The sequence below is a fragment of the Vibrio sp. 1F169 genome, assembly GCF_041439605.1.
GTDB classification, from domain to species: Bacteria; Pseudomonadota; Gammaproteobacteria; order Enterobacterales; family Vibrionaceae; genus Vibrio; species Vibrio tasmaniensis_A.
Genome location: NZ_JBGOOI010000026.1, coordinates 1 through 25526 on the forward strand (window position 1 = coordinate 1; position 25526 = coordinate 25526).

The 25526-nt window shown below is 44.0% G+C and carries 18 protein-coding genes; 9 read left to right on the forward strand and 9 right to left on the reverse strand.

Annotated elements, in window-relative coordinates; all coding sequences use genetic code 11:
• Positions 1-369 precede the first annotated feature (369 nt).
• Both malE and ACED53_RS11865 read left to right on the forward strand, forming a co-directional pair.
• Entirely contained in the window at positions 370-1548 is a 1179-nt protein-coding gene (malE, locus tag ACED53_RS11860; RefSeq protein WP_017101561.1) for a maltose/maltodextrin ABC transporter substrate-binding protein MalE, read from the forward strand.
• 50 nt (positions 1549-1598) lie between these two features.
• On the forward strand, positions 1599-4475 hold the full coding sequence (locus ACED53_RS11865) for an amylo-alpha-1,6-glucosidase (RefSeq protein ID WP_017101562.1): 2877 nt from the start codon (positions 1599-1601) through the stop codon (positions 4473-4475).
• 116 nt (positions 4476-4591) lie between these two features.
• On the opposite strand, the gene ACED53_RS11870 is transcribed toward ACED53_RS11865, so the two are convergent.
• The 3 genes from ACED53_RS11870 to ACED53_RS11880 form a co-directional block, all read right to left on the reverse strand.
• Positions 4592-5419, reverse strand: coding sequence for an alpha/beta hydrolase (locus ACED53_RS11870; RefSeq protein WP_102580028.1), 828 nt, complete (start codon positions 5417-5419; stop codon positions 4592-4594).
• Positions 5420-5600: 181 nt separating this feature from the next.
• Positions 5601-6482, reverse strand: coding sequence for a MalM family protein (locus tag ACED53_RS11875; RefSeq protein ID WP_012600160.1), 882 nt, complete (start codon positions 6480-6482; stop codon positions 5601-5603).
• 78 nt (positions 6483-6560) lie between these two features.
• Positions 6561-7967: a carbohydrate porin gene (locus ACED53_RS11880; protein ID WP_017100292.1), complete on the reverse strand. Its 1407-nt coding sequence runs from the start codon at positions 7965-7967 to the stop codon at positions 6561-6563.
• Between the two features lie 432 nt (positions 7968-8399).
• Here ACED53_RS11880 and glgX point away from each other — a divergent pair, with 432 nt between their 5' ends.
• From glgX to ACED53_RS11895, 3 genes are all read left to right on the forward strand, one after another.
• Positions 8400-10373, forward strand: a complete 1974-nt coding sequence (gene glgX / locus ACED53_RS11885) for a glycogen debranching protein GlgX (RefSeq protein WP_017100293.1) — start codon at positions 8400-8402, stop codon at positions 10371-10373.
• A 282-nt stretch (positions 10374-10655) separates the two neighbouring features.
• Positions 10656-12398, forward strand: a complete 1743-nt coding sequence (locus ACED53_RS11890) for a diguanylate cyclase domain-containing protein (RefSeq protein WP_032499109.1) — start codon at positions 10656-10658, stop codon at positions 12396-12398.
• Positions 12399-12551: 153 nt separating this feature from the next.
• Positions 12552-13295 carry a tRNA (adenine(22)-N(1))-methyltransferase TrmK gene (locus tag ACED53_RS11895; protein ID WP_017100295.1) on the forward strand — a complete coding sequence of 248 codons (744 nt, stop codon included), beginning with the start codon at positions 12552-12554 and terminating at the stop codon, positions 13293-13295.
• Positions 13296-13444: 149 nt separating this feature from the next.
• Here ACED53_RS11895 and ACED53_RS11900 read toward each other — a convergent pair whose 3' ends face one another.
• The gene (locus ACED53_RS11900) at positions 13445-14389 is read right to left on the reverse strand and encodes an acyltransferase (RefSeq protein ID WP_017100296.1); all 945 of its coding nucleotides are present in this window, start codon (positions 14387-14389) and stop codon (positions 13445-13447) included.
• A 341-nt stretch (positions 14390-14730) separates the two neighbouring features.
• On the opposite strand from ACED53_RS11900, the gene ACED53_RS11905 reads away from it, so the two are divergent.
• From ACED53_RS11905 to ACED53_RS11915, 3 genes are all read left to right on the forward strand, one after another.
• The gene (locus tag ACED53_RS11905; protein WP_032499110.1) at positions 14731-15534 is read left to right on the forward strand and encodes a ferredoxin--NADP reductase; all 804 of its coding nucleotides are present in this window, start codon (positions 14731-14733) and stop codon (positions 15532-15534) included.
• Between the two features lie 62 nt (positions 15535-15596).
• Entirely contained in the window at positions 15597-15929 is a 333-nt protein-coding gene (locus ACED53_RS11910) for a DUF1971 domain-containing protein (RefSeq protein ID WP_017100298.1), read from the forward strand.
• A 488-nt stretch (positions 15930-16417) separates the two neighbouring features.
• The gene (locus ACED53_RS11915; protein ID WP_017081793.1) at positions 16418-17410 is read left to right on the forward strand and encodes a 2-hydroxyacid dehydrogenase; all 993 of its coding nucleotides are present in this window, start codon (positions 16418-16420) and stop codon (positions 17408-17410) included.
• Between the two features lie 120 nt (positions 17411-17530).
• Here ACED53_RS11915 and ACED53_RS11920 read toward each other — a convergent pair whose 3' ends face one another.
• From ACED53_RS11920 to ACED53_RS11935, 4 genes are all read right to left on the reverse strand, one after another.
• The gene (locus tag ACED53_RS11920; protein WP_017100299.1) at positions 17531-18403 is read right to left on the reverse strand and encodes a patatin family protein; all 873 of its coding nucleotides are present in this window, start codon (positions 18401-18403) and stop codon (positions 17531-17533) included.
• A gap of 230 nt (positions 18404-18633) precedes the next feature.
• Positions 18634-20085: a catalase gene (locus ACED53_RS11925; RefSeq protein WP_017100300.1), complete on the reverse strand. Its 1452-nt coding sequence runs from the start codon at positions 20083-20085 to the stop codon at positions 18634-18636.
• Between the two features lie 201 nt (positions 20086-20286).
• On the reverse strand, positions 20287-21456 hold the full coding sequence (locus ACED53_RS11930) for a glycerate kinase (protein WP_017100301.1): 1170 nt from the start codon (positions 21454-21456) through the stop codon (positions 20287-20289).
• 56 nt (positions 21457-21512) lie between these two features.
• Entirely contained in the window at positions 21513-23744 is a 2232-nt protein-coding gene (locus ACED53_RS11935; protein ID WP_017100302.1) for a hypothetical protein, read from the reverse strand.
• A gap of 409 nt (positions 23745-24153) precedes the next feature.
• Between ACED53_RS11935 and ACED53_RS11940 the strand changes: the two genes are divergently transcribed.
• Entirely contained in the window at positions 24154-25053 is a 900-nt protein-coding gene (locus ACED53_RS11940; protein ID WP_017100303.1) for a GyrI-like domain-containing protein, read from the forward strand.
• 81 nt (positions 25054-25134) lie between these two features.
• On the opposite strand, the gene ACED53_RS11945 is transcribed toward ACED53_RS11940, so the two are convergent.
• Positions 25135-25473 carry a hypothetical protein gene (locus tag ACED53_RS11945; protein ID WP_017096294.1) on the reverse strand — a complete coding sequence of 113 codons (339 nt, stop codon included), beginning with the start codon at positions 25471-25473 and terminating at the stop codon, positions 25135-25137.
• Positions 25474-25526 lie beyond the last annotated feature (53 nt).

Consider the following 25526-nt stretch of genomic DNA (forward strand, 5'->3'; position numbering starts at 1 on the left):
CTTACTACCGTTTTTGTTTTGAGTTCCCGCTAATCCGCGATGAACCTTTTTTATTACCCAAAGCCATCGATTCTCTCCAACATTTCACATCTTAACCTAAGCAACCTAACGCTTAGTTTTGGATGGCTTTCATCACCCAAAAATAGTTTGAGCCCGCCTTCACATTTCTCTATACGCGCCACTTCACAAAACTATGGCGATCGCCTGTAAAACAGCACTGTATCGGCGTTGCTATAGCTTTTTACTATATCAAAGGTGCGTTTACCTATTTCTCAAAGGCTAAATTAGTCGATATTATTTTCAGCAGATAATAAGAACTGATAGAAGTGATTATCGTTATGGATAACCTTCTGAATATGGAATGAAATTATGAAACCTCTATTGAAAACACTGTCTATTTGTACCCTTGCTGCTCTTTTCAATGCACCAGCTTTTGCTATGGAAGAAGGTGAAATCACAATCTGGATCAATGGCGATAAAAGTTATGCCGGTCTTGCTGAAATTGGTAAACAATTCGAAGAAGATACTGGTGTAAAAATTAACGTTCAGTACCCAGACTCACTGGAAGCTAAATTCCAACAACACGCAGCAACAGGCGGCGGCCCTGACATCATTTTCTGGGCACACGACCGTTTTGGTGGCTACGCAGAATCAGGGCTACTTCACGAACTTAACCCAAGTAAAGAATTCAAAGAAAAGCTTGTCGACTTCAGTTGGGGTGCGGTGACAGTCAACGGTAAAGTTGTGGGCTACCCTCTAGCAATCGAAGCACCTTCTCTAATCTACAACAAAGACCTACTTCCAAACCCACCAAAAACATGGGAAGAGCTTGCTGACATTCAGAAAGAAATGGCTAAGCAAAACAAAAAAGCCATCATGTGGGATGTGAAAAATGCGTACTTCACATGGCCGATGATTTCTGCTGGTGGTGCCTTCGCGTTTGAAAAAACAGCAACAGGCTATGACGCTAAAAGCACAGGTGTTAACAATGCAGCGGGTGTTCGCGGCCTTCAATTCTTAGTTGATATGGTAAACCAAGGGGTAGTTAACCCGAATATGGATTACTCCGTAGCAGAAGCAGAATTCACCAACGGCAATGTGGCAATGACCATTAATGGCCCTTGGTCTTGGGGTAACTTAGACAAGCTTGGTGTTAATTATGGCGTTGCTGAACTGCCGACATTAAATGGCGGTAAAGGTAACCCATTTGTTGGGATCCTAAGTGCGGGTATCAATGCTGCGAGTCCAAATACTGATCTTGCTGTCGAGTTCTTAGAAAACTACCTATTCCAAGACGACGCTCTGAAAACTATGAATGATGACAAGCCTCTTGGCGCGGTGACACTAAAATCATTCCAAAAAATTCTTGAGAGCGATGATCGCATCAAATCAACCATGACGAATGCTGAAAACGGCGAAATCATGCCAAACATTCCGCAAATGACGGCTTACTGGTTCGCTGAAGGTGCGGCTATCGATAACGCAATGCAGGGTAAGCAAACCGTTAGAGAAGCGCTAGACACAGCAGCGAAACAAATTACCAAATAAGCTTTCTTCATATTAATAACCCTTTCCTCATATTAATATCCTATTGTCCTTTGGCACAGCGCATGCTGTGCCTTTTTTGTTTTGGAAATCAAGTCGCTATGCAAATCCCTACTCTTTACCTAAAAGGTACATTCAATGGTTGGGGGTTAGACACCCCATTGTTCAAAGAGCAAGACGGCTCCTATCGAGCAAACCTATGCTTATCTACCGACCTTTATCGCTTCAAAATTTCGGATTCAGATGGCACCAAGCAATGGACGCTTTCAGGGCATGAAAGTGAAGCCACACTCTGCGAATTAGAACAAGCGATGCCTCTTATCAACACACAAGGTATTGGCAATGATCTGCTGCTCTCTCCCGCTGTCGCTGGTCAATACTCCTTGAAGGTGCAATTTGGATCTTCGACGCCAACGATCACCGTAACCAAGGGGGAATACAATGATCTATCAACACCTCAACGTGAGCCTATTGATACTCACCTGATTGAGGCTGAGATTGAGGAGACGCTGCCTCACTGGCAACACCCTGAATTTGCAATGTCACATGACCAACTATTCCAAAAGCTCACCATCACAGAGACACGGTCATTCCCGTTTGTGTTCGGGGATAATGTCGATGGTTACTATCATGGAGCAACCTATAGCTATGTAAACGGTGGTAAATATCGTCACCACCAAGGTTGGATACTGGGAACCTTCGCTAGCTATATCGACGGCAAGTTCAATAATAAGTTAGAGGCTGAACGTGCCAGCCTGACGCCTTATGGTATTGAACATCATTATGATCATAGCCGAGAGTCACTGAACTTGATTCAAGGTTCCAGACTTGTATCACTCACTGTGTCGTCAAACAAACCGAGTGCTTTAAGCCTAATTCCAGAACTCAACATACCGACCACTCACTCTAAAGTTCATACCTCAGACTCAAACATCGTCATTGAACTCAGCCCTCAAGTTTGCCCAGACGGCTGCCCAAGGTTTGTCGCTATCGCGAGTAACCATGCTGTACATGCACGAGAGATCTCGCTAAATGCTCACCCTGAACTTCGCGACCTAGTTCAGCTCTCAGAGAGCAACGCAAAACTCATGCTCACGACGTCAGATAAACAAACTGAACTTGTCGTCTACCTCGGCTTTGCTGAAACTCTTGAAACCGCTAGCTCATTGGTTAATCAAGCGATCAAAAATAACGAACACGTTCTTCACCAACAGCGGATTTATGAGTTCTTAACCAATAATTATTTGTGGACCAACGACCTTGAATACAACCAAGCCGTCATGTGGTCGCGCCTTGCAAGCCGAACCTTTGTGAGTCATGAGTTCGGCACGGGCATTTGGGCTGGATTACCTTGGTTCAAGGACTGTTGGGGTCGTGACACCTTTATCGCTTTGTCGGGCACAAGCTTGGTTAATGGGCTGTTTAGTGAAGCAAAAGAGATCATTGAAAACTTTGCGTCCATGCAGATGCTCGACGAAGATTCCACAAATTACGGACGAATCCCGAATCGAGTGACGAGTAAAACGAACATCATTTATAACACCACCGATGGCACTCCTTGGATGATTCGTGAAGCCCTTGAGTACATCAACTACTCTGGCGATGTGGCGTTCGCTAAGGCCATTTATCCTACTCTCAAGCATTTCATCACGGGTGTCGAAAAACACTACTTGAATGAAGATAGCTTGAATAAAGATGGCTTGAATGAAGATTATTCGAATAAAGACAGCCTGATGGCACATCGCCACCCTGATACGTGGATGGATGCGAAAATTGATGGGATGACACCTTGGTCTCCTCGCGGGCCTAAAGCTAATGACATCCAAGCTTTGTGGTTTGAAAGCTTAAACTGCGCGATTCAACTCGCTAATCTGGTGGGCGACTCTGAATCAGAAAAGAGCTGGGCAATCCAAGCCGGAAAAGTGAAAGAGAGTTTCGCCACCAAGTTTTGGGATGATAAAAACCATCGCCTAGCCGACCATTTATCGCAAGGTGATGTGCCTGATTATAGCGTGCGCCCGAATCAGTTGATGACGATTTCAATTCCTCAGAAAAGTCCGCTTAATCAGAATGAAAGAGAGCAATACATCGTCAAGAACGCGGTAGAAACGCTATTGTTCCCATGGGGCATCTGCTCCTTACAACAAGAGCATGTCGATTTTCATCCTTATCACGACAATCAAGCTATGTACCACAAGGACGCGGCTTATCACAACGGGACGATCTGGGGGTGGAATGCGGGCTTTACCATTACGGCGCTCAATAAGTTTAAGCAGCAAGATCTCAGTTACCAACTATCCAAAAACTTGGCAAAACAGATCCTTACACAAGGCTGTAGAGGGACAATGAGTGAGAATTTAGACGCTTTCCAAGATAGTGACCGCGACCTTGTAGAATCAGGGACGTTTGCTCAAGCCTGGTCCGTTTCAGAATACGCTCGTAACGCGCAACAGGACTATTTGGGATATTGCCCACGCTTATTGGACAATCAGATACACCTAACACCAAACTTCCCAAGTTGTTGGAGCGAATTAGTGGCTTCGTTGCCTTTTGGTCAAGGAAACCAGCTACGACTGTCATTTGAATCCAAAAATGGGATTTCTCATTACAAGATTCAGTCAAATCTAGAAGATACGGTAAGTCCCGAAATCACATTGGTGCTTACGCTAGACATAAACCATGAGTCTGTTGCCGTAATCTCGACACCATTAACACAATCGTTGGAGATCATGATCGACAGTCACCAACAACAGGTCACGGTCAACGACAAACAAGCGCAGTTTGAGATTCAACCAAAGCCAAATAACGCCATCTTACGCGATTTACAATTTGCCAAGCCCGACTTTGCAAGGCAACACAACAGCTTGATGAGCAAGGACTACTTGTTGAACAAGCGCAATAAGCAAAAATTGTCAGCAGCCAAGGACTAGCTTTGCTGATACTAAGCCTATCGCTTTATAGACGTATAAAGTGATACGGCTATAAAGCGATAAAAAAGCAGGCCTAATACACCGGTTACGAAGACAAAACGGAGTTAGGCCTTCTTTTATTGTCTAAAAATAAAGTCGATGAAATCCGGGAATCGCAACGACCAAGCCAGTTCATTGTGTTGATGACCTTGCCCTTCTTGATAAAACAGCGTCACGTTCGGCTTTTGAGTGAGTAACGTGTTCATTGCCCTTGAACCACTCAGGTAAACGTCAGCAAAATCTGCGCTTGCCTCTTCACGAGCTTCATTCGTTCCCATATCCATATATATTTTCGTTGGAGACAGAAAGCTAAACTCTTTCATATACTCGAAGTATGAGGATTTATTGAACCAAAATGCCGGAGAGAAAACCCCAAGCACGCCAAAGGTATTCTGATACAGTGAGCCACCATATAAGCTAATTAGCCCGCCCATTGAACTGCCAGCAAGGTACGTAAACTCTCGGTTCGGCTTTGTTCTGTATGTTTGGTCTATATAGGGCTTCAATGTATGACAGATAAACGCCATGTACTCGTCCCCTTCACCACCAAATTTAAGTAGCTCATCACCAACACCCAACTCTTTTATCTCTTGGTTAGCGCGCCAAGGCGAATACTCATTGTAACGCTCCATGCCATTAAGCTCATGACTGCTGTCGATGGGGACAACAATTACCCCTGATAACTTACCGAGCCTTTGCATCTCATCGAGTGTCGTTTGTGCGTCCCAACACATCCCATACGTCGCTGTAGACTTCTCAAAGACATTCTGCCCATCATGCATATATAAGACAGGATAAGCGTGCTCTGCTTGGTGATACCCCGCAGGAAGGTAAATGCGGAGCGTTCGAGTTCGATTCAACTGTGGAATAAAGAACTCATCGATAATAATCAATTCAGATTGCATAACGACCTCTAAACTTGAAGTGTCTATAAATTCAGATATAAAAAACGCCCCTTTAAAGGAGCGTTCTATCTTTATTTCTATCTCTAAGCGACTAAGATACTGGGCTGCTAAGCCATTAAGCCTACTAATCTATTAAGTTATTAAGCTAACTAATAAGCTAATAAGCTAATAAGCTAATAAGCTATTTTGCGTTGACGGCTCGCACAAAAGCTTCTTGTGCACCTTCAACATTAAGCGCCTTCGCTTCATCTAACAAACCTAAAGCTTTCGGTATATCACCTGACTTCACCGCATTTTGTATAGCAGACAAATAGAAGTCTTTTGTCTCTTGCTGCACACGTATCTGCGTGTCTGCTTTCTTAGGTACAACAGCTGTTGCAGTCGCTGCCAGAGCGGCAGGGGCAGCAACGACCGGCGCTACGGCAGGTTTTGCACGGTAAGGGCGAAGTTTTAAAGTTTTAATTTCTAACTCTAAACGACCACCTAATTGATTGGTGTATACCGGATCGGTGACCATAGGCATCACCTCACCAAATTCTTTCGCTCTCACCTTTGCTGGGTGATCAACTTTCACCTTATTGCCAAGTTCATCAGCAGGCGTGTAGATAACAATATAAGGTGTCTTACTCGCATCAATACGCAAGCGCTCAATGTAACTCGTGCGAGTAAAAGCGTCGGATGCCTGAACCTTAAAGTCTTCAAACTTCAATGTTTGCACTGGCTTAAAGTTTTCATCTAGAAGCATGGCTTCTGGAGCAAAAACTGAATCATCGATCATCAAGCTCGATAGCTTAACGACCATCTCCCCTGAGCGCTCGCTGAACTTGAACGCTGCAAAGTGGCTATTACCTGTTGTAAATGTACCGACAGGTGACCCCAAGTCGATATCAAACTTTAAATCTTCATTATCATTCAATTGTGCGTATGGGTACTGCGAAAAATCGCTGCAGCATACTTCTGCATTAGTGGGTGCATCGAGTTTAGTTTGAACCTGAGCATCGGAAGCACAACCGCTTAGCAAGGCACCTAGTACCACGGCTAACATAGAGCTTTTATTTGTCATTGTAATCTCTCTCACTATTGGTTGTTGTTGGGGGAAACGGAAAAAGGCAGCCAATGGCTGCCTTATACTTTAAACGGTTTAGAACCAAATTTCAGTGTGTACACCGAATACAAATTCGTCTTTACCGTTATCGATACCAATTTGTTTAGCACTTGCTTCATCATCAGCTTTAATGTAGCTAATGTAAGGCTTAACTTGTGGACGACCGAAGTAGTCAGAGTTCGCTGTAAATGCAGTTGCAATTTCTAGGTTAAGAATATCGCTCTCTACAGCATCGCCAGTACGACCACCAAAGTAACCTTCATCACCCTCTTCGTGACCGTAAGAAGCCGTTGCTTCTAAACGAACGTTGTCGTTCAGCTTGTAAGAAGGACGAGCAGCAACCATGTAACGAGTCAAACCGTCAGCACCAAACAATTGGTCAAGAGCTGTAAAGTACACAGCTTCCGTACCTAGCTGCCATCTTTCTGAAATGTTTAGTACACCGTAAGAAGTTAAGAATAGAGACTCAGCTTTATCATCGCCGCCAGACCAACCACCGAAGTTAACACCACGGTTTTGCATTACACCAGAACCATAAGCAATGGCATTTTGAGTCCAACCGTCTAGACCATAGTAGCTTGTGTTTAGTGTTACAGCAGCTCCGAAACCATCTTGATCCTCACCATTATTAATGTGTTTCTGACCATATTTAAAGTCAAAGTCTAGGCTGCCGATACCCGCATCCACGCCGTAGTAGTACAAATCGATAGAAGAGAGAGTTTCTCTTTCTTTTGCACCGTTTTTATTAACTTTACATTTATTAGGATCTGTCGATGTAGTGCCATCTTTTTGCTTACAGTCAATCGCATAAGAATCTGCAGAACCTGCATCAGGATCAGCCATTACATAAGCGATACCAGCAGTATGTCCTGCAAGCTTAGTTTGAATACCTGCACCAATACCAGATGATTGTTTCCAGAACTCACCAGATAAAAGACCTGCTGCACGGTTTAGGTAACGTTGACCACCCCAAATAGAAGTGTCTTCACCTAAAATACCGCCGAGCTCAACGAAAGCTTCTTTTACTTCGAACTGAGAATCATCATTCTTCTTTTGTCCGCCTTCAGAAGAATAAGCGTATGAGTTACCGTTACCATATTCAGTACGAAGAACGTAGTCCGCCCACACACCATTTTGGTACTCAGAGTGCTTCTTAATTACAAATTCAACTTGGTTAGTACTCTTACCGTGAGTACCCGCTGTTTTGTAATCTGGCTTACCGAATTCAGTGTCTACTGTTTTACCGTCGACAACACGAACGTTAGAAGACATGTAACCGTGAACTTCCCAGCCGTCAGTGATAACGTCAGTAGGGTTTTTCACCTCTACTTCCATTGAAGAGTCACCACTTGTTACATCAAGTGCAACGTCATTTTCTGCGAACGCTGAACCAGCGACAAGTGCAGAAGCCACTGCAGCAGCAATCAAACTTACTTTTTTCATTCTTAACTCCATTAAGGACGATTTATTTTAGGTTTTATATTTTTGCTCTCTTGCGACAACCAAAGGCAGTAATGGTGGGCGTAAGATAGAGAGGTTTAGGGTTTCCCCTGATTCGTTTCAACGGAGCCAATATTAAGAGGGGATGACAAGTTTGACTTCCTCCACCCCGAACTAAATTAAGGGGGATGAGAAGGGAGTAGAGTTTATACAGAATGGTATTTTAAAGGGTTGGATCACTTAATCTAGGAGGAGTAGACAGCACACAGATCTAATTATTCAGCATAAGTGAGATCTACTTCAAATATATAATTTGAACTTCATCGATGAATTATTTTTCAACAAAATTTATTCTATGAAGTTGCTTGACCTTAATGGGACAAAGCCTTTTACTAATAGTTCACTGATGTTGATAAACGAACAAGAAATCAAGCAATGACTAGAACGCTCGCTCGCCCTTATCCACTAGGCGCAACGCTAGGTAACACTGGCTGTAACTTCTCAATTTATTCCCCTGACTGTAAATCCCTTTCTCTCGCTCTTTTTGACGAGAACGATGAGTTCACCACTTATAAATTGGAAAATGAATACGCTGATATCAGGTATGTATTTGTTGATGGTATTAAAGCGGGACAAAAATACGGTTTCATTGCTGAAACTGATAATGGCCCGATCTTACTTTCCGACCCTTACGCTAAAGCAATAAGCGAACCGCTCGATTACGCAACGCCATATACCAATGAAAAAAGCTTTTCGATGGCGAAGTGTCTCGTAGTTGATGACACGTTCGATTGGCAAGATGTCGAAAAGCCGCGTATTAGCCGCGAAGAGACCGTTCTTTTCGAAACCCATGTTAAAGGCCTATCTCAACTTCACCCAGAAGTCGCGACCAATACAAAAGGCCGTTATTTGGGGTTAGTTAGTCCCGAAATGCTTGCATTCTATAAACAGCAAAACATCAATTCTCTACAACTTTTACCTATTGCTGCATGTATGCATGAACCCCACCTATTGGATATGGGGAAAGTGAATTACTGGGGTTACAATCCATATTTGTTTATGGTGCCAGACCCACGCTACGCAGAGAAAGACGCCGTAAGTGAACTCAAAACCGCGATTCGAGAACTGCACCGCAACGGTATCGAAGTCATTCTCGACGTCGTCTACAACCACACAGCAGAAGGCGGTGAAGGTGGTACAACCTTCAACCTAAAAGCACTGGATAGCCGCTACTACATTAAGCATGGCTGTCATTACGCGAACTTCACTGGTTGTGGTAACACGGTCGACCTCACCCACCAACCAGCACTTAACTTAGTCATGGATACACTGCGCTACTGGGTTAGTGAGTTCCAAGTCGACGGCTTCCGTTTTGATTTGGCAGCAACACTGGGGCGCGAAGGCGATAACTACAATCCTGAGGCTGCTTTCTTCAAAGCCGTCGCCCAAGATCCGGTATTGAAAGAAGCCAAGTTAATTGCAGAACCATGGGACATCGGGCCAAATGGCTACCAAGTTGGCAATTTTCCGTTGGGGTGGAATGAATGTAACGACAAACTGCGAGATATCACTCGTAGCTTCTGGCGTGGTGATCAAGGCTACTTGAAAGAGTTTGCGACTCGCTTAATGGGCTCTCGTGACATCTACAGTGCCGCACACTGGCCGTACAAATTAACCGTCAACTACATCACTTATCATGACGGCTTCACCATGCAAGATCTTGTTTCTTATAAACATAAGCACAATGAAGAAAATGGTGAGAGCAACCGCGATGGACACGGTGATAACCGCTCTGAAAACTATGGTGTAGAAGGCAATACAGAAAACCTTTTGGTTATCGCAACACGCGAAAAGCAAAAGCGTAACTTCATGGCTAGCCTGTTATTTGCATTCGGTATTCCGCATATTTTGACGGCCGATGTGTTATCTCATTCTCAAAAGGGCAACAACAACGCGTACTGCCAAGACAGCGTCACTAGCTGGCTCAACTGGGAAGATTCCGAGCGTAAGGCTTATTTCAAGGCTTGGTTGTCTGAGATGATCTCCGCACGTCAGCAATACATGGTGCCGTTTATCAAGGCGTTCAGTGGCGATAAACGTAACTCTAACCGTATATTCTGGAGCCGTGTTGATGGCACAATCATGGAACATGATGATTGGAACCGTTTAAGCTCTGTAGCCTTACATTTAGGCATCGGCAAAGATGGCGACGAGTTGATTTATCTGATCAACCAAACCAACGCACCGGCTCGATTTTCTTTACCGAGTGACCGTCAGCAAAACTGGGTAACCATCTGTGATACCAACTTGCGAAACGTGAAACCGGGTCATGCCGAAGGTGAAATGCTGTTATCTCCCATTTCAATGGCAATTTTGCACTATTCGCCAAACAAGACTGATTCGGTTTAGGTTTAGGTTTAGGTTTAGGTTTAGGTTTAGGTTAAAAGCCAAATCAGCTTAATAGAACACGCGAAGCCATAGAAGCCAGTTATATTTATGACTGGCTTTTTTATTAGCTGAACGTCACAAACTCAATTTTTTATATGGAACATTTTGCATTGATGTGATTACGAAAACTGTTTAGTATGGCCGTACTATAAAAATGAATCTATAACGTCTTTGGATATCATGGCTTTACCTAAAACATTAATTCGGCTTTTTAAACCATACATTATTTTATTAACTGGAGGGATGCTCTATCTTGCTGCAGCTCAACTTGAAAAAGTAGAAACGACGGCAAAAGAACAATCACTATCAAATATTCGTATCGCAAGTTCCATCATCAATTCCAACATCGAAGCCACATTCGGCAAACTCTATTTTTTGGAAACCAGTTTAAGCTTATCTACATCAGGCCCAGTCGGTGAACAAAAATTCAGGGACATCAGTGACAATATTCTTAAGAGAACACCTAACTTCTCCGATATTGTTCAATACCAGCCTCAATCCCAACAATATATTTCAACTCGTGGTCTGCCTCTTTCTAATGAGCAGATCGATGCCATCCAGTGGAATCCAATAGATAGTGTTGTAGAAGGTTTTTACATCTCTTCTATCTATCAAAAACCCGATGGTCGTTGGGTTTTCGCGATCAAACACACGACGGAAAAGTTGAACAAAGAAATATGGATTGAGTTTGACCTTTTGCATACCACACAAGGCCTGAGAGACTTAAAGACATTAGACCGTGGCTATGTATTTGTGGTTGATAGAGCAACCGAACGATTGGTTTTCCATCCTGATCCGAAACGCATTGGCTCCAAATCCATCAGCTATCATGCCGGCATCAGCCACCAGCTCTCGCAAGGTGAGACCGTCGGCCAACACGAATACTACTATCAAGATAATTTCAAAATAACGGTATTTGATGCTGACAACAGCTTAAACTGGGTATTCGTCTCGGGCACTGATCGCCACGACATACTCACCAGCTCACACCAATTTACGCTAACTGGCGTGGTACTCGGGTCACTGCTTCTATTATGGATTGGCGCACACTACCTGGCTCACAGCTTGAACATGTCGTTATCTCAACTGAATAAAGTTGATGATCTCGCCAGCTTTAAACGAGAGTTAAAAGCCATATTCAACAGCTTTACCTATCAAAAAGGCATTCAATTCTGCCTTTATCAAGCAGAGAGCCATTCATTCAGTACTATCGATTATCATGGAAACAAATCAACGCTACATACTGACAAAGCCCTTGCTGAGCGATTTGCTCCCGAGGCCATGGCTTATCGAAGCAGCAAATACGCAGATCCATTGGCACGTAAACTCAAAATACTCCAACGCCACTACTGTATCCCTTTGCACTCTCGTAACCAGCTAATCGCGGTGATTTACGTCAATGCGCCCTTGCCGATCAGTCAAAGTATTTTACGTATGATCAAAGATTACACGGAAGTCTCGTTGTCTAACTTACTGCTCCACCATCAATTGAGCAGTAAAGATCTCATGACTCAGTTAAACAACAAAAGTAGTTTTAACATCGCGATCGACAACTACGCATGCGAACCCGATACCTATGTAGCTCTGCTCGATATCGATAACTTTGACCACGTAAATCGAGCTTACGGTGAAGCGATTGGCGACAAGATGATAAAGCTCGCCGCAGAAGCGATGCGTTCTTACTTCCCTAAGCCAAAAGGGCTTTGCCTTGCTCGAGTTGGGGATAAGGAGTTCGCCGTTTTATTCAAAGCGAATGATGCGAAGGATGCCAAGCACCAATTGGAACAATGTCGAGTCAGCATCGCCGAGAAAACCATAGTCACTCCGGATATCACATTGTCACTCAGTATCAGCGTCGGGTTTTCGCAAATAGACGGCGAAACAGACTCTGCTTTAGCCCTTGCGGAACAAGCAAAGCTTATCGCACTACAACTTGGAAAGAATCGAGTAGAAGGTCACATTAGAGGCGTAGCCAAAGCGTCGTAGACATTAGCTAACACGCTCGTATCACACCGATTGGTACGATACCGATAACAAAAAAGCACCTAGGATTAATCCCCTAGGTGCTTTTGTTTTTATGGAAAGTCATTACAATGCGCGTTCGATACAACAATACCCTTTTTTAACGATACGAGCCTTATGAAGCTAAGTAACCGACTGCAAACTCTCCACTCCCTTGTCAGTAATGACTACCAACATATTTGGGACTGTTGTTGTGATCACGGCTTCTTGGGTGTTCAACTATTATCTGACCACAAAGCACCGCAGATTCATTTTGTCGATATCGTCCCTTCTCTGATGAATGAACTAGAAGGCAAACTAACTCGTTACTTTCCCCAAGGTGAAACCGCAAAGCAAAAGGTTACTAGCCAATGGCAAGTCTACTGCTTGGATGTCGCAGCGATTCCATTGGAAAAGCACACTGGCAGACATCTGGTCATTATTGCGGGTGTGGGAGGCGATCTAACACAAAAGCTCGTCGACGATATTCATTGTAAGCATCCAGACAAAGCGATCGATTTTTTGCTTTGCCCGGTTCATCAGCAGTTCGAGCTAAGAAATCATTTAAAGGCGCTCAATTTCGGCCTAATTGATGAAGTGTTAATTGAAGAGAACCGTCGGTACTACGAGATTTTATTGGTCAGCAATAACCAAGGTGAAAGCGACAAAAATCTAGATGAAAACGGCAATAACCGAACGGTAACTAAGATATCAAGCGTCGGCGACAAGATCTGGACTCCGAACTGTGAACAACAGAAGCAAGTATCACAGCAATACAAAGCCAAAACATTGCAGCACTACTTGCGCATCCATCAAGGACAAGAGAAGCAAGGCAAAACCAGTCAGGTTAAGCACATCATTGAAGCTTACCAAGCGATTTAACTTCCTCACTCTTTGACCATCCTTGTTTTAGCACTTTAAAACATAGTGAGCACTGACTGCACTGTTTGAGTAGACAAAGCCCAATCAATAGAAAAGCCGACAGTTCAATGAACTATCGGCTTTTTTGATGCTATCGATTTGGTATGAGCTTACTGTTCTTGTTTCTTATAAGCCACATCAGGTTCATCAGTCGTTTCAACCTCACAGGGCGTATCAACCCCATAAACCGTATCAAGATAGTCGTCTTTCTCTTTCCACGTACTATTCAACCAACTGTGGAAACGACGTTTAAACGCTTTATCTTCAAAATAATTGCCGTTCACGTTCTCATCCATTGGGTGCAGTTTAATACGCACCACCACCTTGGTCATTTTACCCTTCAGCATGTCTTCAAATGGAGAAGCCTGATTTTCTGGATAAGCCAAAGTGACATCTACAATACCATCCAAGATTGGGCCCATTGCCGATAGAGCAAACGCCACACCACCTGTTTTCGGTTTAAGTAGATGTCGATAAGGTGTTTTCGCTGTCGCCAGTTTCTCGTGGTTTGCACGAGTTCCTTCCACAAAATTTACCAAGGTTGTCGGTGCCCATTTGAACTTAGTACATGCCTTATTAATTGCATCAAAGTCATCATTGCGACGCTCAGGGTTACGAATCAAAAACTCACGTGAGTGACGTCTCATGAAAGGCATATCCAAGCCCCAACAAGCCAAACCAACAAAAGGAACGTACAGCAATTCATGCTTAAGGAAGAACTTAGTCATTGGCATCTTGTCTTTCAAGATCGAAGACAAGATCACGATATCCGCCCAACTGAGGTGATTCGACATCATCAAGTACCATTGCTTAGTCGAGATGTCTTCCCCGCCCTCAACTTGCCACTCGATATCGTTATTCACATTCAACATCCAAAGATTGAGCGAAGCCCAACACCAAAATGTGAAATTCGCTAAGCGAGTACATGACTTTTGAACAATAGAGATTGGAAGAATCAGTTTGATGAGGCCAAAAAAGCTCACGGTAAACGCAGTCATTGCGGTATTGATGGTCACGAACAACACGTTCAAGGCCATACGAAGATTATCAAGCATAAAACACGGCTATATTGAGATCGAAAGCCGCCATTATACTCATCTATAAAATATTCTCTTTAGTTATTGGTGAATACATTAAGGGTCAAACCACGGAACTAATTTTGGTCTGTGCCCATAAATCAATCTCTCCCCTTAATCTGAAAGTGCCACATCAAAAAACAATAAAGAGGTCATTTAGACTAACCAAGGCAGAGTCCATTTGACATCATTTAGAATCGCCCTCACCAAAACGATTAGTATTGATAAGCATTCTCATTAATGGCATGGTACATGCAACTCCAAAGTGTAAATAGTTGAGTATCCTTAATGAGATAACTTCTCTAAGTAAAGGTGATGATATGACAGATATTCCTCATGGTTTGGTAACTGGCAAAGTCTTACATAAAACACAATGGACAGATCAACTGTTCTCGCTGCAAGTCAGTGCTCCCGTCTCTCCCTATCAGGCAGGTCAGTTCACGAAACTTGGTTTACTTAACAACGAGGAGGAGCTTGTCAGACGTGCTTATTCCATGGTGAATGCGCCAGAGCACGAACAAGGTCATCAACATCTGGAATTTTTGATTATTAAGGATCAGAACGGGCAGCTTTCACCTCAACTTCATGAGTTGAAGGTAGGCGATGACATATTTGTAGGCAAAGACCCAAGCGGCTTTATGACGCTAAATGAGATTCCAGAGATCGCCGAGGATCTATGGATGCTTTCAACCGGAACCGCCGTTGGGCCTTTTATCTCAATGCTCGAAAGCATGCAGATACAACAGCAAAACGGCTCTGAATCTGAAAAAATCACCTCGTTCAAAAACCTTGTACTGGTTCATGCCGTAAGAACAGAGCAAGACCTCACGTATCAAGATCGAATCAATCAACTCGTTGAACACTTTCAGGGGAAACTACAATATGTGCCAATTATTTCTAGAGAATCAGTCACCGGAACTTTGCGCGGACGAATCCCAAGCTTGTTACTTGGAGGCGACCTTGAGCAAACCACGTCTGTCACTTTCAATCAAACCCGCAGTTTTTTCTACCTTTGTGGCAATCCGCAAATGGTTCGCGACACAAGTGAAGCACTAACCAACTTAGGTTTCGAGAAGCACTTACGCCGAAAGCCTGGCCAATTCAGCAGTGAAAACTACTGGTAATCACGGTCACCAATTCAATCAAAGCTAAAGCTTGTATTCAAAATACAGACAAGAGGTTTTATATGAGTCATTTACGTATTCCGTCACACTGGAAAATTCAACGTTCAACGCCATTTTTCACCAAAGACAACATACCGGCTGCATTGCTTAATCACCACAACACCGCAGAAGGTGTATTCGGGCAGATCTGCGTAATGAAAGGCACCGTCACCTTCTATGGTTTTGCCGATACCGACGCGACAGAACCAGAAAGTGTTATCACGATCCAAGCAGGGCAATTTGCCACAAGTCCACCTCAATATTGGCATCGAGTAGAGCTGAGCGACGACGCACAATTCAACATTAACTTCTGGTCTGAGAAAGAGACTAAGAAGATGTTCAACACCCGAAAGTAAGATCCATTCAATATTGATGAACTTATAAGCAAGCTGCCTCGTACTGTGATTTTTAATGTTCAATAAGTGAAGACAACAGACCAAATAACCATAGTAATTACAGTGACTAATGGTGATAGACAAGACAAAAAAACTCTAGCACACTGGACAGAGTTGCAGGGCATGTTGACCTATCGAGCTGATTTTTGCAGCCGTTTGTGGGTTATTTATACAAGGCAGAGAATTCGAGGTGTAGCTCGCCTACATGAGAATTCGATAACGCTGTAGAAAGGAACCACAAACACTGCCCGAAGGGTTCGGCTAAAATCGTTTTACTCTTTGTTGAGAGGGTTTTGCTTAGAATGACTAGGCGGCAAACCTCTCGTCGCGATTAAAACGATTTTATCTCGAACAAAACTTAACCGCGAAAGGTCAACATGCCCTTGTTTTAATCCCGTTTCAGAGAATGAATCAGTGGGTTATTTATATTTTAGGTAAGAGAGGAAGCCATGCTCAACATTGCTTTTTTTAGCTCAAAATCATACGACGAAAAATCATTTGAACTGGCAAAAGGCGAACTCAACGCCGAGTTCCATTTTCACGATTTTCGCCTCACTACAACAACAGCAAAAATGGCGCACGACAACGAAGTCGTTTGTGCGTTTGTAAACGACGACCTATCGCGAGATGTGCTAGAGATTCTAGCGAAAGGCGGCACTAAGCTGATTGCAATGCGCTGTGCCGGTTTTGATAAAGTCGATTTAGATGCAGCCAAAGAGTTTGGTCTGCAAGTGGTTCGCGTTCCGGCTTACTCACCAGAATCGGTAGCAGAACACACCGTCGGTATGATGATGTGTTTGAACCGTAAACTACACAAGGCATACCAACGCACTCGTGATGCGAACTTCTCTCTTGAGGGACTAGTTGGCTTCAACTTCCACGGTAAAACCGTTGGTGTAATTGGTTCAGGAAAGATTGGCTTAGCGACGATGCGTATTCTGAAAGGTTTAGGCATGAACATCCTATGCTACGACCCATACCCGAACCCATTGGCAAAAGAACTGGGTGCTAAATACGTAGAACTCGACGAGCTTTACCAAGAATCTGACGTGATTTCTTTGCATTGCCCAATGAGTAAAGAGAACTACCACCTGTTGGATGCAACGGCATTTGGCAAAATGAAAGATGGCGTGATGATCGTCAACACCAGTCGTGGTGAACTGCTGGATTCAACTGCTGCAATTGAAGCACTCAAACAAAGCAAAATCGGCGCGCTTGGTCTTGATGTTTACGACAATGAGAAAGAGCTGTTCTTCCAAGACAAATCTAACGACGTGATTGTCGATGACGTATTCCGTCGCCTATCTGCTTGTCACAACGTATTGTTCACTGGTCACCAAGCCTTCTTGACTAAAGATGCTTTGTTCAACATCGCCAATACAACGCTCACCAGTGTTGATGCCTTCTTTACTGGAAACACCAGCGGAAACGAACTCGTTTAATAGCAGACTGAGCTAATAGCAGACTGAGTTAAAAACAAACGAGCTCTACAGATACAAAGCCACGCTATTCCTAAGTGAACAGCGTGGCTTTTTCGTTTATCCAGTATTCAAAAACCGTTCCTAGACGCAGAAATGACAATCTTCGGTGTCTAAACCATACACGCCTTTTCGAATAGCAAGGTGCTCTTCCCCTGCTTTAACACCCATCTCATAACCGGCATCAAGCGTTGATTGATCCATAGTCAAGCGCTTCACCGCGAAGGCTTCTGGCGGCGCTATCACTTTAATGGTCGCATCTTTGGGTGGGTTACGAATGAACTCCAGAGACTGGTTGTAGTTTTCAGCACGCACTGCCATCGATTCTGCAATGTTAGGGAATTTCTTTAATAGTTTTTTCAGCATCCATTGGTGCTTTTGAGGCTTCATTCGGTAACTCAAAGGATGAGAAAGAATCACGGTAATGTCTCGTGCACCACGACGATAGGCTTCGCGAACCGGAATAGAGTCGGCTACACCACCATCGGTATAGCAACCACCAGAGAAGCACGGTGTTTCACGGTAAGCGATAGGTAGAGCTGTTGTTGCTTCAACCACGTTAGAAAGGTTTTCTGGCTTGATGTGATAGTAGTCTGCACTGCCAGTATCGACGTTAGTTACAGCAGCAATTAAAGGAACACTTGAGAACAGCTGACCGCAATCAAGCGGATAACGTTGGTTAGATTCATCCCACAACCACTTAACGTCGACCAAATTGCCACCTTTAGCAAAGCGAGCAGGGTTAAAGAACGTTTTATCGGTCGCCATAGTGGTGATCACGTTGTAGCTACGCTTCGGAGCTTGAGATAAGTAACCAACCAAATTGGACACACCTGCTGATACGCCGATGGCAAAATCATAAGGACGGAAATCGTCTTGCATAAAGGCGTCCAACACTCCGGCAGCGAAGATGCCTCTCATTGCCCCACCTTCAACGATTAATGCGCTCTTACTCATCTCAAACTCTTCTACTTTATAAACTGATAGTCGTAGAATAATCCGATCGTTCTTACAAAGATAATGGGATAAATTTATCAATTCGATAGGCAAAAACTATCAATAGAAATGGTGCTAATTTTCAAGTAATTGGTACGACTTACATGACTCACCTAATACACAGCACGATCAAAAAAGGCCGTTGAATGATTCACTCAACGGCCTTTCATTTAACTAATCAAACTTATTGATTACGACTTAAATTCGCTCACGTCGATTTCAAGCAGTTTACCAATGCCTTCACCGTATGCAGGGTCGGCTTTGTAACAGTGTCTTAGGTGACGCAGTTGAATCTCTTTAGGAACGCCGCCTAGGTTACGAGCAGTGTTATCAAACAGAATCGCTTGCTTTTCTGGCGTCATCAAACGGAACAGATCACCCGGTTGCGAGAAGTAATCTTCGTCTTCGCGGTGATCCCAGTGCGCCGCAGCGCCATCTAGGTTCAATGCTGGTTCAGCAAAGTCTGGTTGCTCTGCCCATTGGCCTTCGTTGTTTGGCTCATAGCCAAGTGTGCTACCAAAGTTACCATCAACACGCATCGCACCATCACGATGGTAGCTGTGTACAGGACAACGAGGTGCGTTTACTGGGATATGCTGATGGTTAACACCCAAACGGTAGCGCTGTGCATCACCGTAAGCAAACAGACGGCCTTGTAGCATCTTGTCTGGTGAGAAGCTAATACCCGGAACCACGTTTGCCGGGTTGAATGCAGACTGCTCAACTTCAGCGAAGAAGTTTTGCGGGTTACGGTTCAATTCAAACTCACCCACTTCTATTAATGGGTAATCTGCATGAGGCCAGATCTTAGTTAGATCGAACGGGTTGTATGGCACTTTCGCTGCATCCGCTTCTGGCATCACTTGTACTTTCAACGTCCATTTAGGGAAGTCTTGGTTATCAATGCTGTCTAGCAAATCACGTTGGTGGCTTTCACGATCGTCACCGATCACTTGTGCCGCTTCTGCATCAGACAGGTTTTTAATACCTTGCTGAGATTTGAAGTGGAACTTAACCCAGAAACGCTCGTTGTCTGCATTAATAAAGCTGAATGTATGGCTACCAAAACCATGCATGTGACGGTAAGTAGCAGGAATACCACGGTCACTCATTACGATGGTGATTTGGTGAAGCGCTTCAGGTAGAGAGGTCCAGAAATCCCAGTTGTTCTTCGCACTGCGCATGTTGGTGCGAGGGTCACGCTTAACCGCATGGTTTAGGTCTGGGAACTTGAGAGGATCACGAAGGAAAAATACTGGGGTGTTGTTACCCACCATATCCCAGTTGCCTTCTTCGGTATAAAACTTCAATGCAAAGCCGCGGATATCACGCTCAGCATCGGCAGCACCGCGCTCACCGGCAACCGTAGTAAAACGTGCAAACAGGTCGGTCTTTTTGCCTATTTCAGAAAACAGTTTTGCCTTGGTGTATTTGGTAATGTCATGCGTAACAGTAAATGTACCGTAAGCGCCTGAACCTTTCGCGTGCATACGACGCTCTGGAATGACTTCGCGGTCAAAATGCGCCATCTTTTCTAAAAACCAAACATCTTGAAGAAGTTGAGGACCGCGCTTACCCGCAGTTTGAACATTCTGGTTATGAGCAACAGGACAACCCGCAGCTGTAGTTAGTTTTTTACTCATGATCTATTCCTTAAGGTCCAAAGGTGCAGCAATAGTGAGTGCACCTTGATATTTATACTGGCTTCCTTTCAAAAGCCCCTAAAATATTATGGATATAGAATAGACCTCTAATGGTATAAAATATAATCGTTTCTATTTATCGTTGCTATCTATAAAACCTATCGAACCATGATGTTAAGTAACCAATTGTCAAACCTCACTTTATTTCAAGATCGCATGGCCTACTTTCAGAGTCGCAGCGATATTTCTCGCCGTTCTGGTAAGGTTTAGTTCGGCTTCTAGCAGAACTTGGTCAAGTGACTGAGGAGAACGAACCGTACCAAACAAGCTGTTCATTTCACCATAAAGTGCTTCTACTTCTGTTCCCAGTGAGCCAGCAATGCCTATGATCGGAATGCCTTGTAAGCTCGCTCGTTTAGCAATGCCATAAGGCGTTTTCCCTTGCAGAGTTTGGTTGTCCATCTGCCCTTCGCCAGTAATCACCAAGTCGGCACCTTTCAATAGATCATCAGCTTGCAAAACATCGAGCACCATCTCAATGCCGGGTTTAATTTGGATATTGAATAACAAACCAAGCCCCATCGGCGTGCCACCCGCTGCGCCATAACCCACGCGCTTGTAAACAGGCTCATCGCCACCGACATAACCTTGCGTTTCTGCAACTTGAGCAAAATTCTCAAGCGCCTTGTCAAGCATTAAGACTTGTTCAGGTGTCGCTCCTTTTTGCGGACCAAATATATAGCTGGCACCCTTATCGCCACACAATGGGTTATCAACATCACACGCCAAAATCAAATCGACATCAGCGCAGCGCAAATCTACGCCAGTAAGATCAATTGAAGCCAAATCCGCTAGCACAGCGCCACCTCGGCTGAGCTCTTGCCCTGCACGATCAAGCAATTTACCACCTAACGCTTGTACAATGCCTGCACCACCATCATTGGTCGCACTGCCACCCAATCCAAGAATGATGGTTTGAGCACCCTGCTCTATCGCTTCTAATATCAGCTGTCCGGTACCAAAAGAAGAAGCAACCAAAGGATCGCGCTGTTCTGGTGTCAGCAAGTCTAAACCAGACGCAGCAGCTATCTCTATCAAAGCCGTTCTCTTGGAGCTCTGAACTGACGGTTCTAACATCGCCCATTCAGCACTAATCAATGTTCCCAATGGCCCTTGAACTTTATTTGTTCGCTTTTGTCCGGCTAAACCTTGTAGCAATACATCTACCGTACCTTCGCCACCATCGGCCAGAGGTAAAGTCACATAGTCAGCGTCAGGAAAGATTTCACGAAAGCCCTTTTCAATACACGCCGCCACCGATACCGCCGATAAAGATTCTTTAAACGAGTCTGGTGCAATAACAATTTTCATAGCGATGAGTTCCAATTGAATATTCGTTTTGACAGCTTATTCTCATTCTATTGACTCTAATAAAGCAAGAACAGCCCTTCATAACCGCCAATATGAATTTCAGTCACATACTCTCCGCTGTTGCCGTTTTCATCGACAGGCTTCATCGGCACGTCCAATACAATCATCAGCTTCTCTGCCTCATAAAAGCTCGAATTCTTACCGTGGAAATCCGTGCGATACAACACACGACCATTGCTGAACTCTCTCGCTAACACCATATCTTCAGGGCCACCAGCGGCCACCTGATTTTTAGATTGATACATAAAGTACGTGAACGTAGGTAGAACGTGAGTCATACCATTGGGCAGATCAGCATGCACCACTTCACTCATCGATGAATCACCAACGATGGTGTAGTCTGCGGGTTGAGGTGTCGTTGTCGACAGCATCAAAGGAATTGGCTCAAATCCCTGTAGGACCTGATGACTCGGCTCTCCCAAATCAACGGCTAATAACGAACTTGGTTGATAAGCGATATTTTTAGGGACACCACTTTGCCAGAAAATGTCTGCAGTCGTGTTATCACTCCCATAGACGTAACTATTGTTCCACTGATTAAAATAGCTGTGTTGAGCATGTCGATTGAGGTGGTAAATCGCTAGGGTCGAGTATTGGTCTTTCTTCCAATTCTCTTCACTATTTCCTAGATACTGGACTCGCCCGTAACGCGTTGTCGCCTGAAAAATTACTCCTTTTCCATTGTAGGCGAGCGCAGAATTATCCCAGAATTTAGAGATCCCCGAGTAACCACTAAATCCAGTAGACGGAAAAATGTAATGCTCTCTCAGATACAAAGACCCGGCTTCGCTAAGATGAGACTGCCCATTTCGACCCAGCAAGTTCGCCGTACCGATGTTCAACCCAATAGACGCATCACTTTCTAAAGCAGATAGATTTTTGAGAAACGCTGAAAATTGTTGCGTGTAGAGAGCATCCGCTTGATTTGAACCCGCAACAGCTCCTAACTCTTGAACATGTCCGCCAGAATGGACATAGAACTGGTTCGAGCCAATGAGTTTATTTGTGTCGTCGTTGTATGCTCCATTCAAACCTTGGATTGCCCAGCTTTGCTTGTAGTAGCGATGAATGGCCGATAAATAATCCGCGTTTGCGACGTTCGTTAACGACCAAGATGAATTCGTGCTCCACATTCGACCAAATGGCACCACTCTTGATTCCCAACGAAAACGCGCTGTCGCATTCTTATTGGTTCGATTTCGATACTCGCTTGGCGACAAGTAGTTATCGCCATTCAGGTCTGCAGACACGTCAAAGCCACGAATTTTTCGCCATTGGCTGATAGCATTGCCATCCGGAGTTGTGGTCGGAGCGTCGGTTAACTTAACGGTTGGAAAGCTGTTTTTGAGTTTTACTTCTTTTAACCGCGGCCTGTCGTCTGCGTTCTCACTTTGCCAACGAACTCTCACAACGTATAAACGGCCACCCTCTCTCAAAAAGGTTGAACCAAAATACTGGCCGCCACCATAACTCACCCCACTGCCATCATGATTTGTGGCTCTTACCCAGTTACCCGGAAGGTTCCAAATCACCGATTGGTTTCTGGTCATATTGAGCGTTTTGTCTTTCTTTACATCGAGCCTTTCCCACTGTGAAACCCTTCCGTGAGAGTCAATAGCTGTTGGGTATTCAATCCAGAATTCGCCGCTGACAGCAAACTGTGAGAACTTAAAGGTCAGCCTTTCGAACTGTTCAGCATGATAGACATACAAAGCCCCGCCCTGTTCGAAATTCTCAAACACATCGGCATCCCAAGGAGGCTCTTGATACAGCCAAAAGCCCGCATGATCTTCACTGGCTGTATAGCCCAAGGTCATAGGCTTTCCACTTAAGAGAGTATTTTCACCGTGGGTGTTATCAACTTCTGCGAGCACTGTATCTTCAGAAAAATGGAGAAAGAAGTCTTCAAAATCAACGCCATGTAATTCTGCGTTATTACGAAGGTCATTCTCCAACCAACCAGAATTGATCTCCATTTTTTGGTTATACATATACCCAATTGTCGTAGCTCGCTTATTGTCGGTTTTATCTGCATAAGAGCCAAATACGAGGTCACTGTTCGCAATTTCCCAATCAATGACAGCATTCGCAGACATTGGGGAGCCCGAAAGATTAACACCAGCTTCATGTTGCCCTGGCAGCACAACCGCTGTACCAACAGCAAAAGTGTAGCCAGCGATTAAACATGACGGTATAAGTGCGAGCAGCCCAGAAATGTAAGTTTTCATGATTAAAACTTCCTAATCGATACCATTACCACTCAAAATACTTCGTTTAAAATCAACATATTAAACATCAACTTTGGGGACAATGTACGAAAAAAGTATCGTCTAGAAAAGTTCATAGTTCAAGCGTTAAGCCACCCGGTTCGACGAGCATTTAAGTGTGCCATCGAATACCCGAATGAAGACAATCTGAAACTACCGCCAGCTTAAGGGGGAAATGACGGCTTCAATACAAACACGACCTAATTTTGAGGTTAAATAATCGCGTTAGTAGATAGAGAAACATAACGAGATGATTGGATTAACGCATCTAATCTCAGTTTCAAGGCTCCTCTATTGAAACTCAACTTAGATAAGCTAGTCTCGGTGATCTAAACAAGAACGATGACAACAGAGAGTGGTAAATAAAGTAATGTACGTTGACTATCACAAACGGCTGATTCCCGTTATCCGTTATCTAGAAAAACGCTTTAACGAGCCATTGAACCTGCCAGAAGTCGCGGCGTTAGCCAACTTTTCACCCTACCATTTTCATCGTACTTTTAAGGCTGTTCAGGGTGAGACACTTGCTGATTTCATCAGACGATTGAGACTCGAAGCGGCAGCCAATGATCTCTTCAAATCCAAACAACCTATTATTAACGTCGCATTGGATTATGGCTTTTCATCGTCTCAAAGCTTTGCCAAGGCATTCAAACAACATTTCGGTGTAACACCGAGTGCATTTCGCGATTGCGAAGATTACCAAGCGTTCAGCGAGCTAACTCGAAATAGCAAGATTGGACACTCATTGCGCAAGAATGGAAACGATGCAATTGACGGCAATTCATATACTAACTCCGAACTTTCAACATGGAGTATGACAATGAAGACACAACAATTTGAAGCATCAAAACTGGCGTATGTACGAGTGACAGGCCCCTATGGACAAGGCTATGAAGAGCCAAGCGGTCGTCTTTATCAATGGGCAGAAATGAAAGGACTAGCGAGTAATAGTTGCATCTTTATCTATCATGACAATCCAGAAATCACTCCAACAGATAAGTGCCGAACAGACATCTGCTTGATGGTTTCAGACGACACTGAAGTGCCAAGTGGGATCGAATTAAAAGATTTTCCCGGTGGGCAATATGCGGTGATGAGACAAACGATCACCGAAGTCGGTCAATATGCAAAAGCATGGGATGATTTAATGAGTAACGTCATTGAATCCGGCATTGAAACCGAAGACCGACCTTGTTTTGAGCTCTACCACAGCTACGATCCGCAAACTCAGTATTCAGACGTCAGCTTCTGCACCGCAATTAAATAACAAAACAAAATTCAGTAACAAAGCCTACCTCGCGTAGGCTTTCGTCTCTTTAGGTCGCTTTCAAAGTAGCGCTACCGGTTATTAAAGCCTTTTGTTCCACTTCCCTTGATGGTCGCGGTCGCAATTTTCTTGTGTATCGTAGCTAACATGCTTATCGATATTCTTCAGTTGAACCCCAACTTGATTGAACGCTTGTTGGATAGCCCGAGAGGCACTCTGCTGACCTCTCCCCTCTAAAAAGTTCGTTCTATCTCGATTGGTGTCGAATACGCAGACGATTTTCAAACTTTGCGGGAATGAAGAGAAATTGACCGTATGAGTCACCCAAAGAAAACCATCGTAGCTTTTCAACGTATCTTCACACACGTCCGTTAACACGTCTCTGATTTGATTTTCGATCTTCTTATCTGATTTGCGCATGAAGCAAAGTTCCTATTCAACACCTTAAAAAATAAGGTTTTTCGGTCAATATT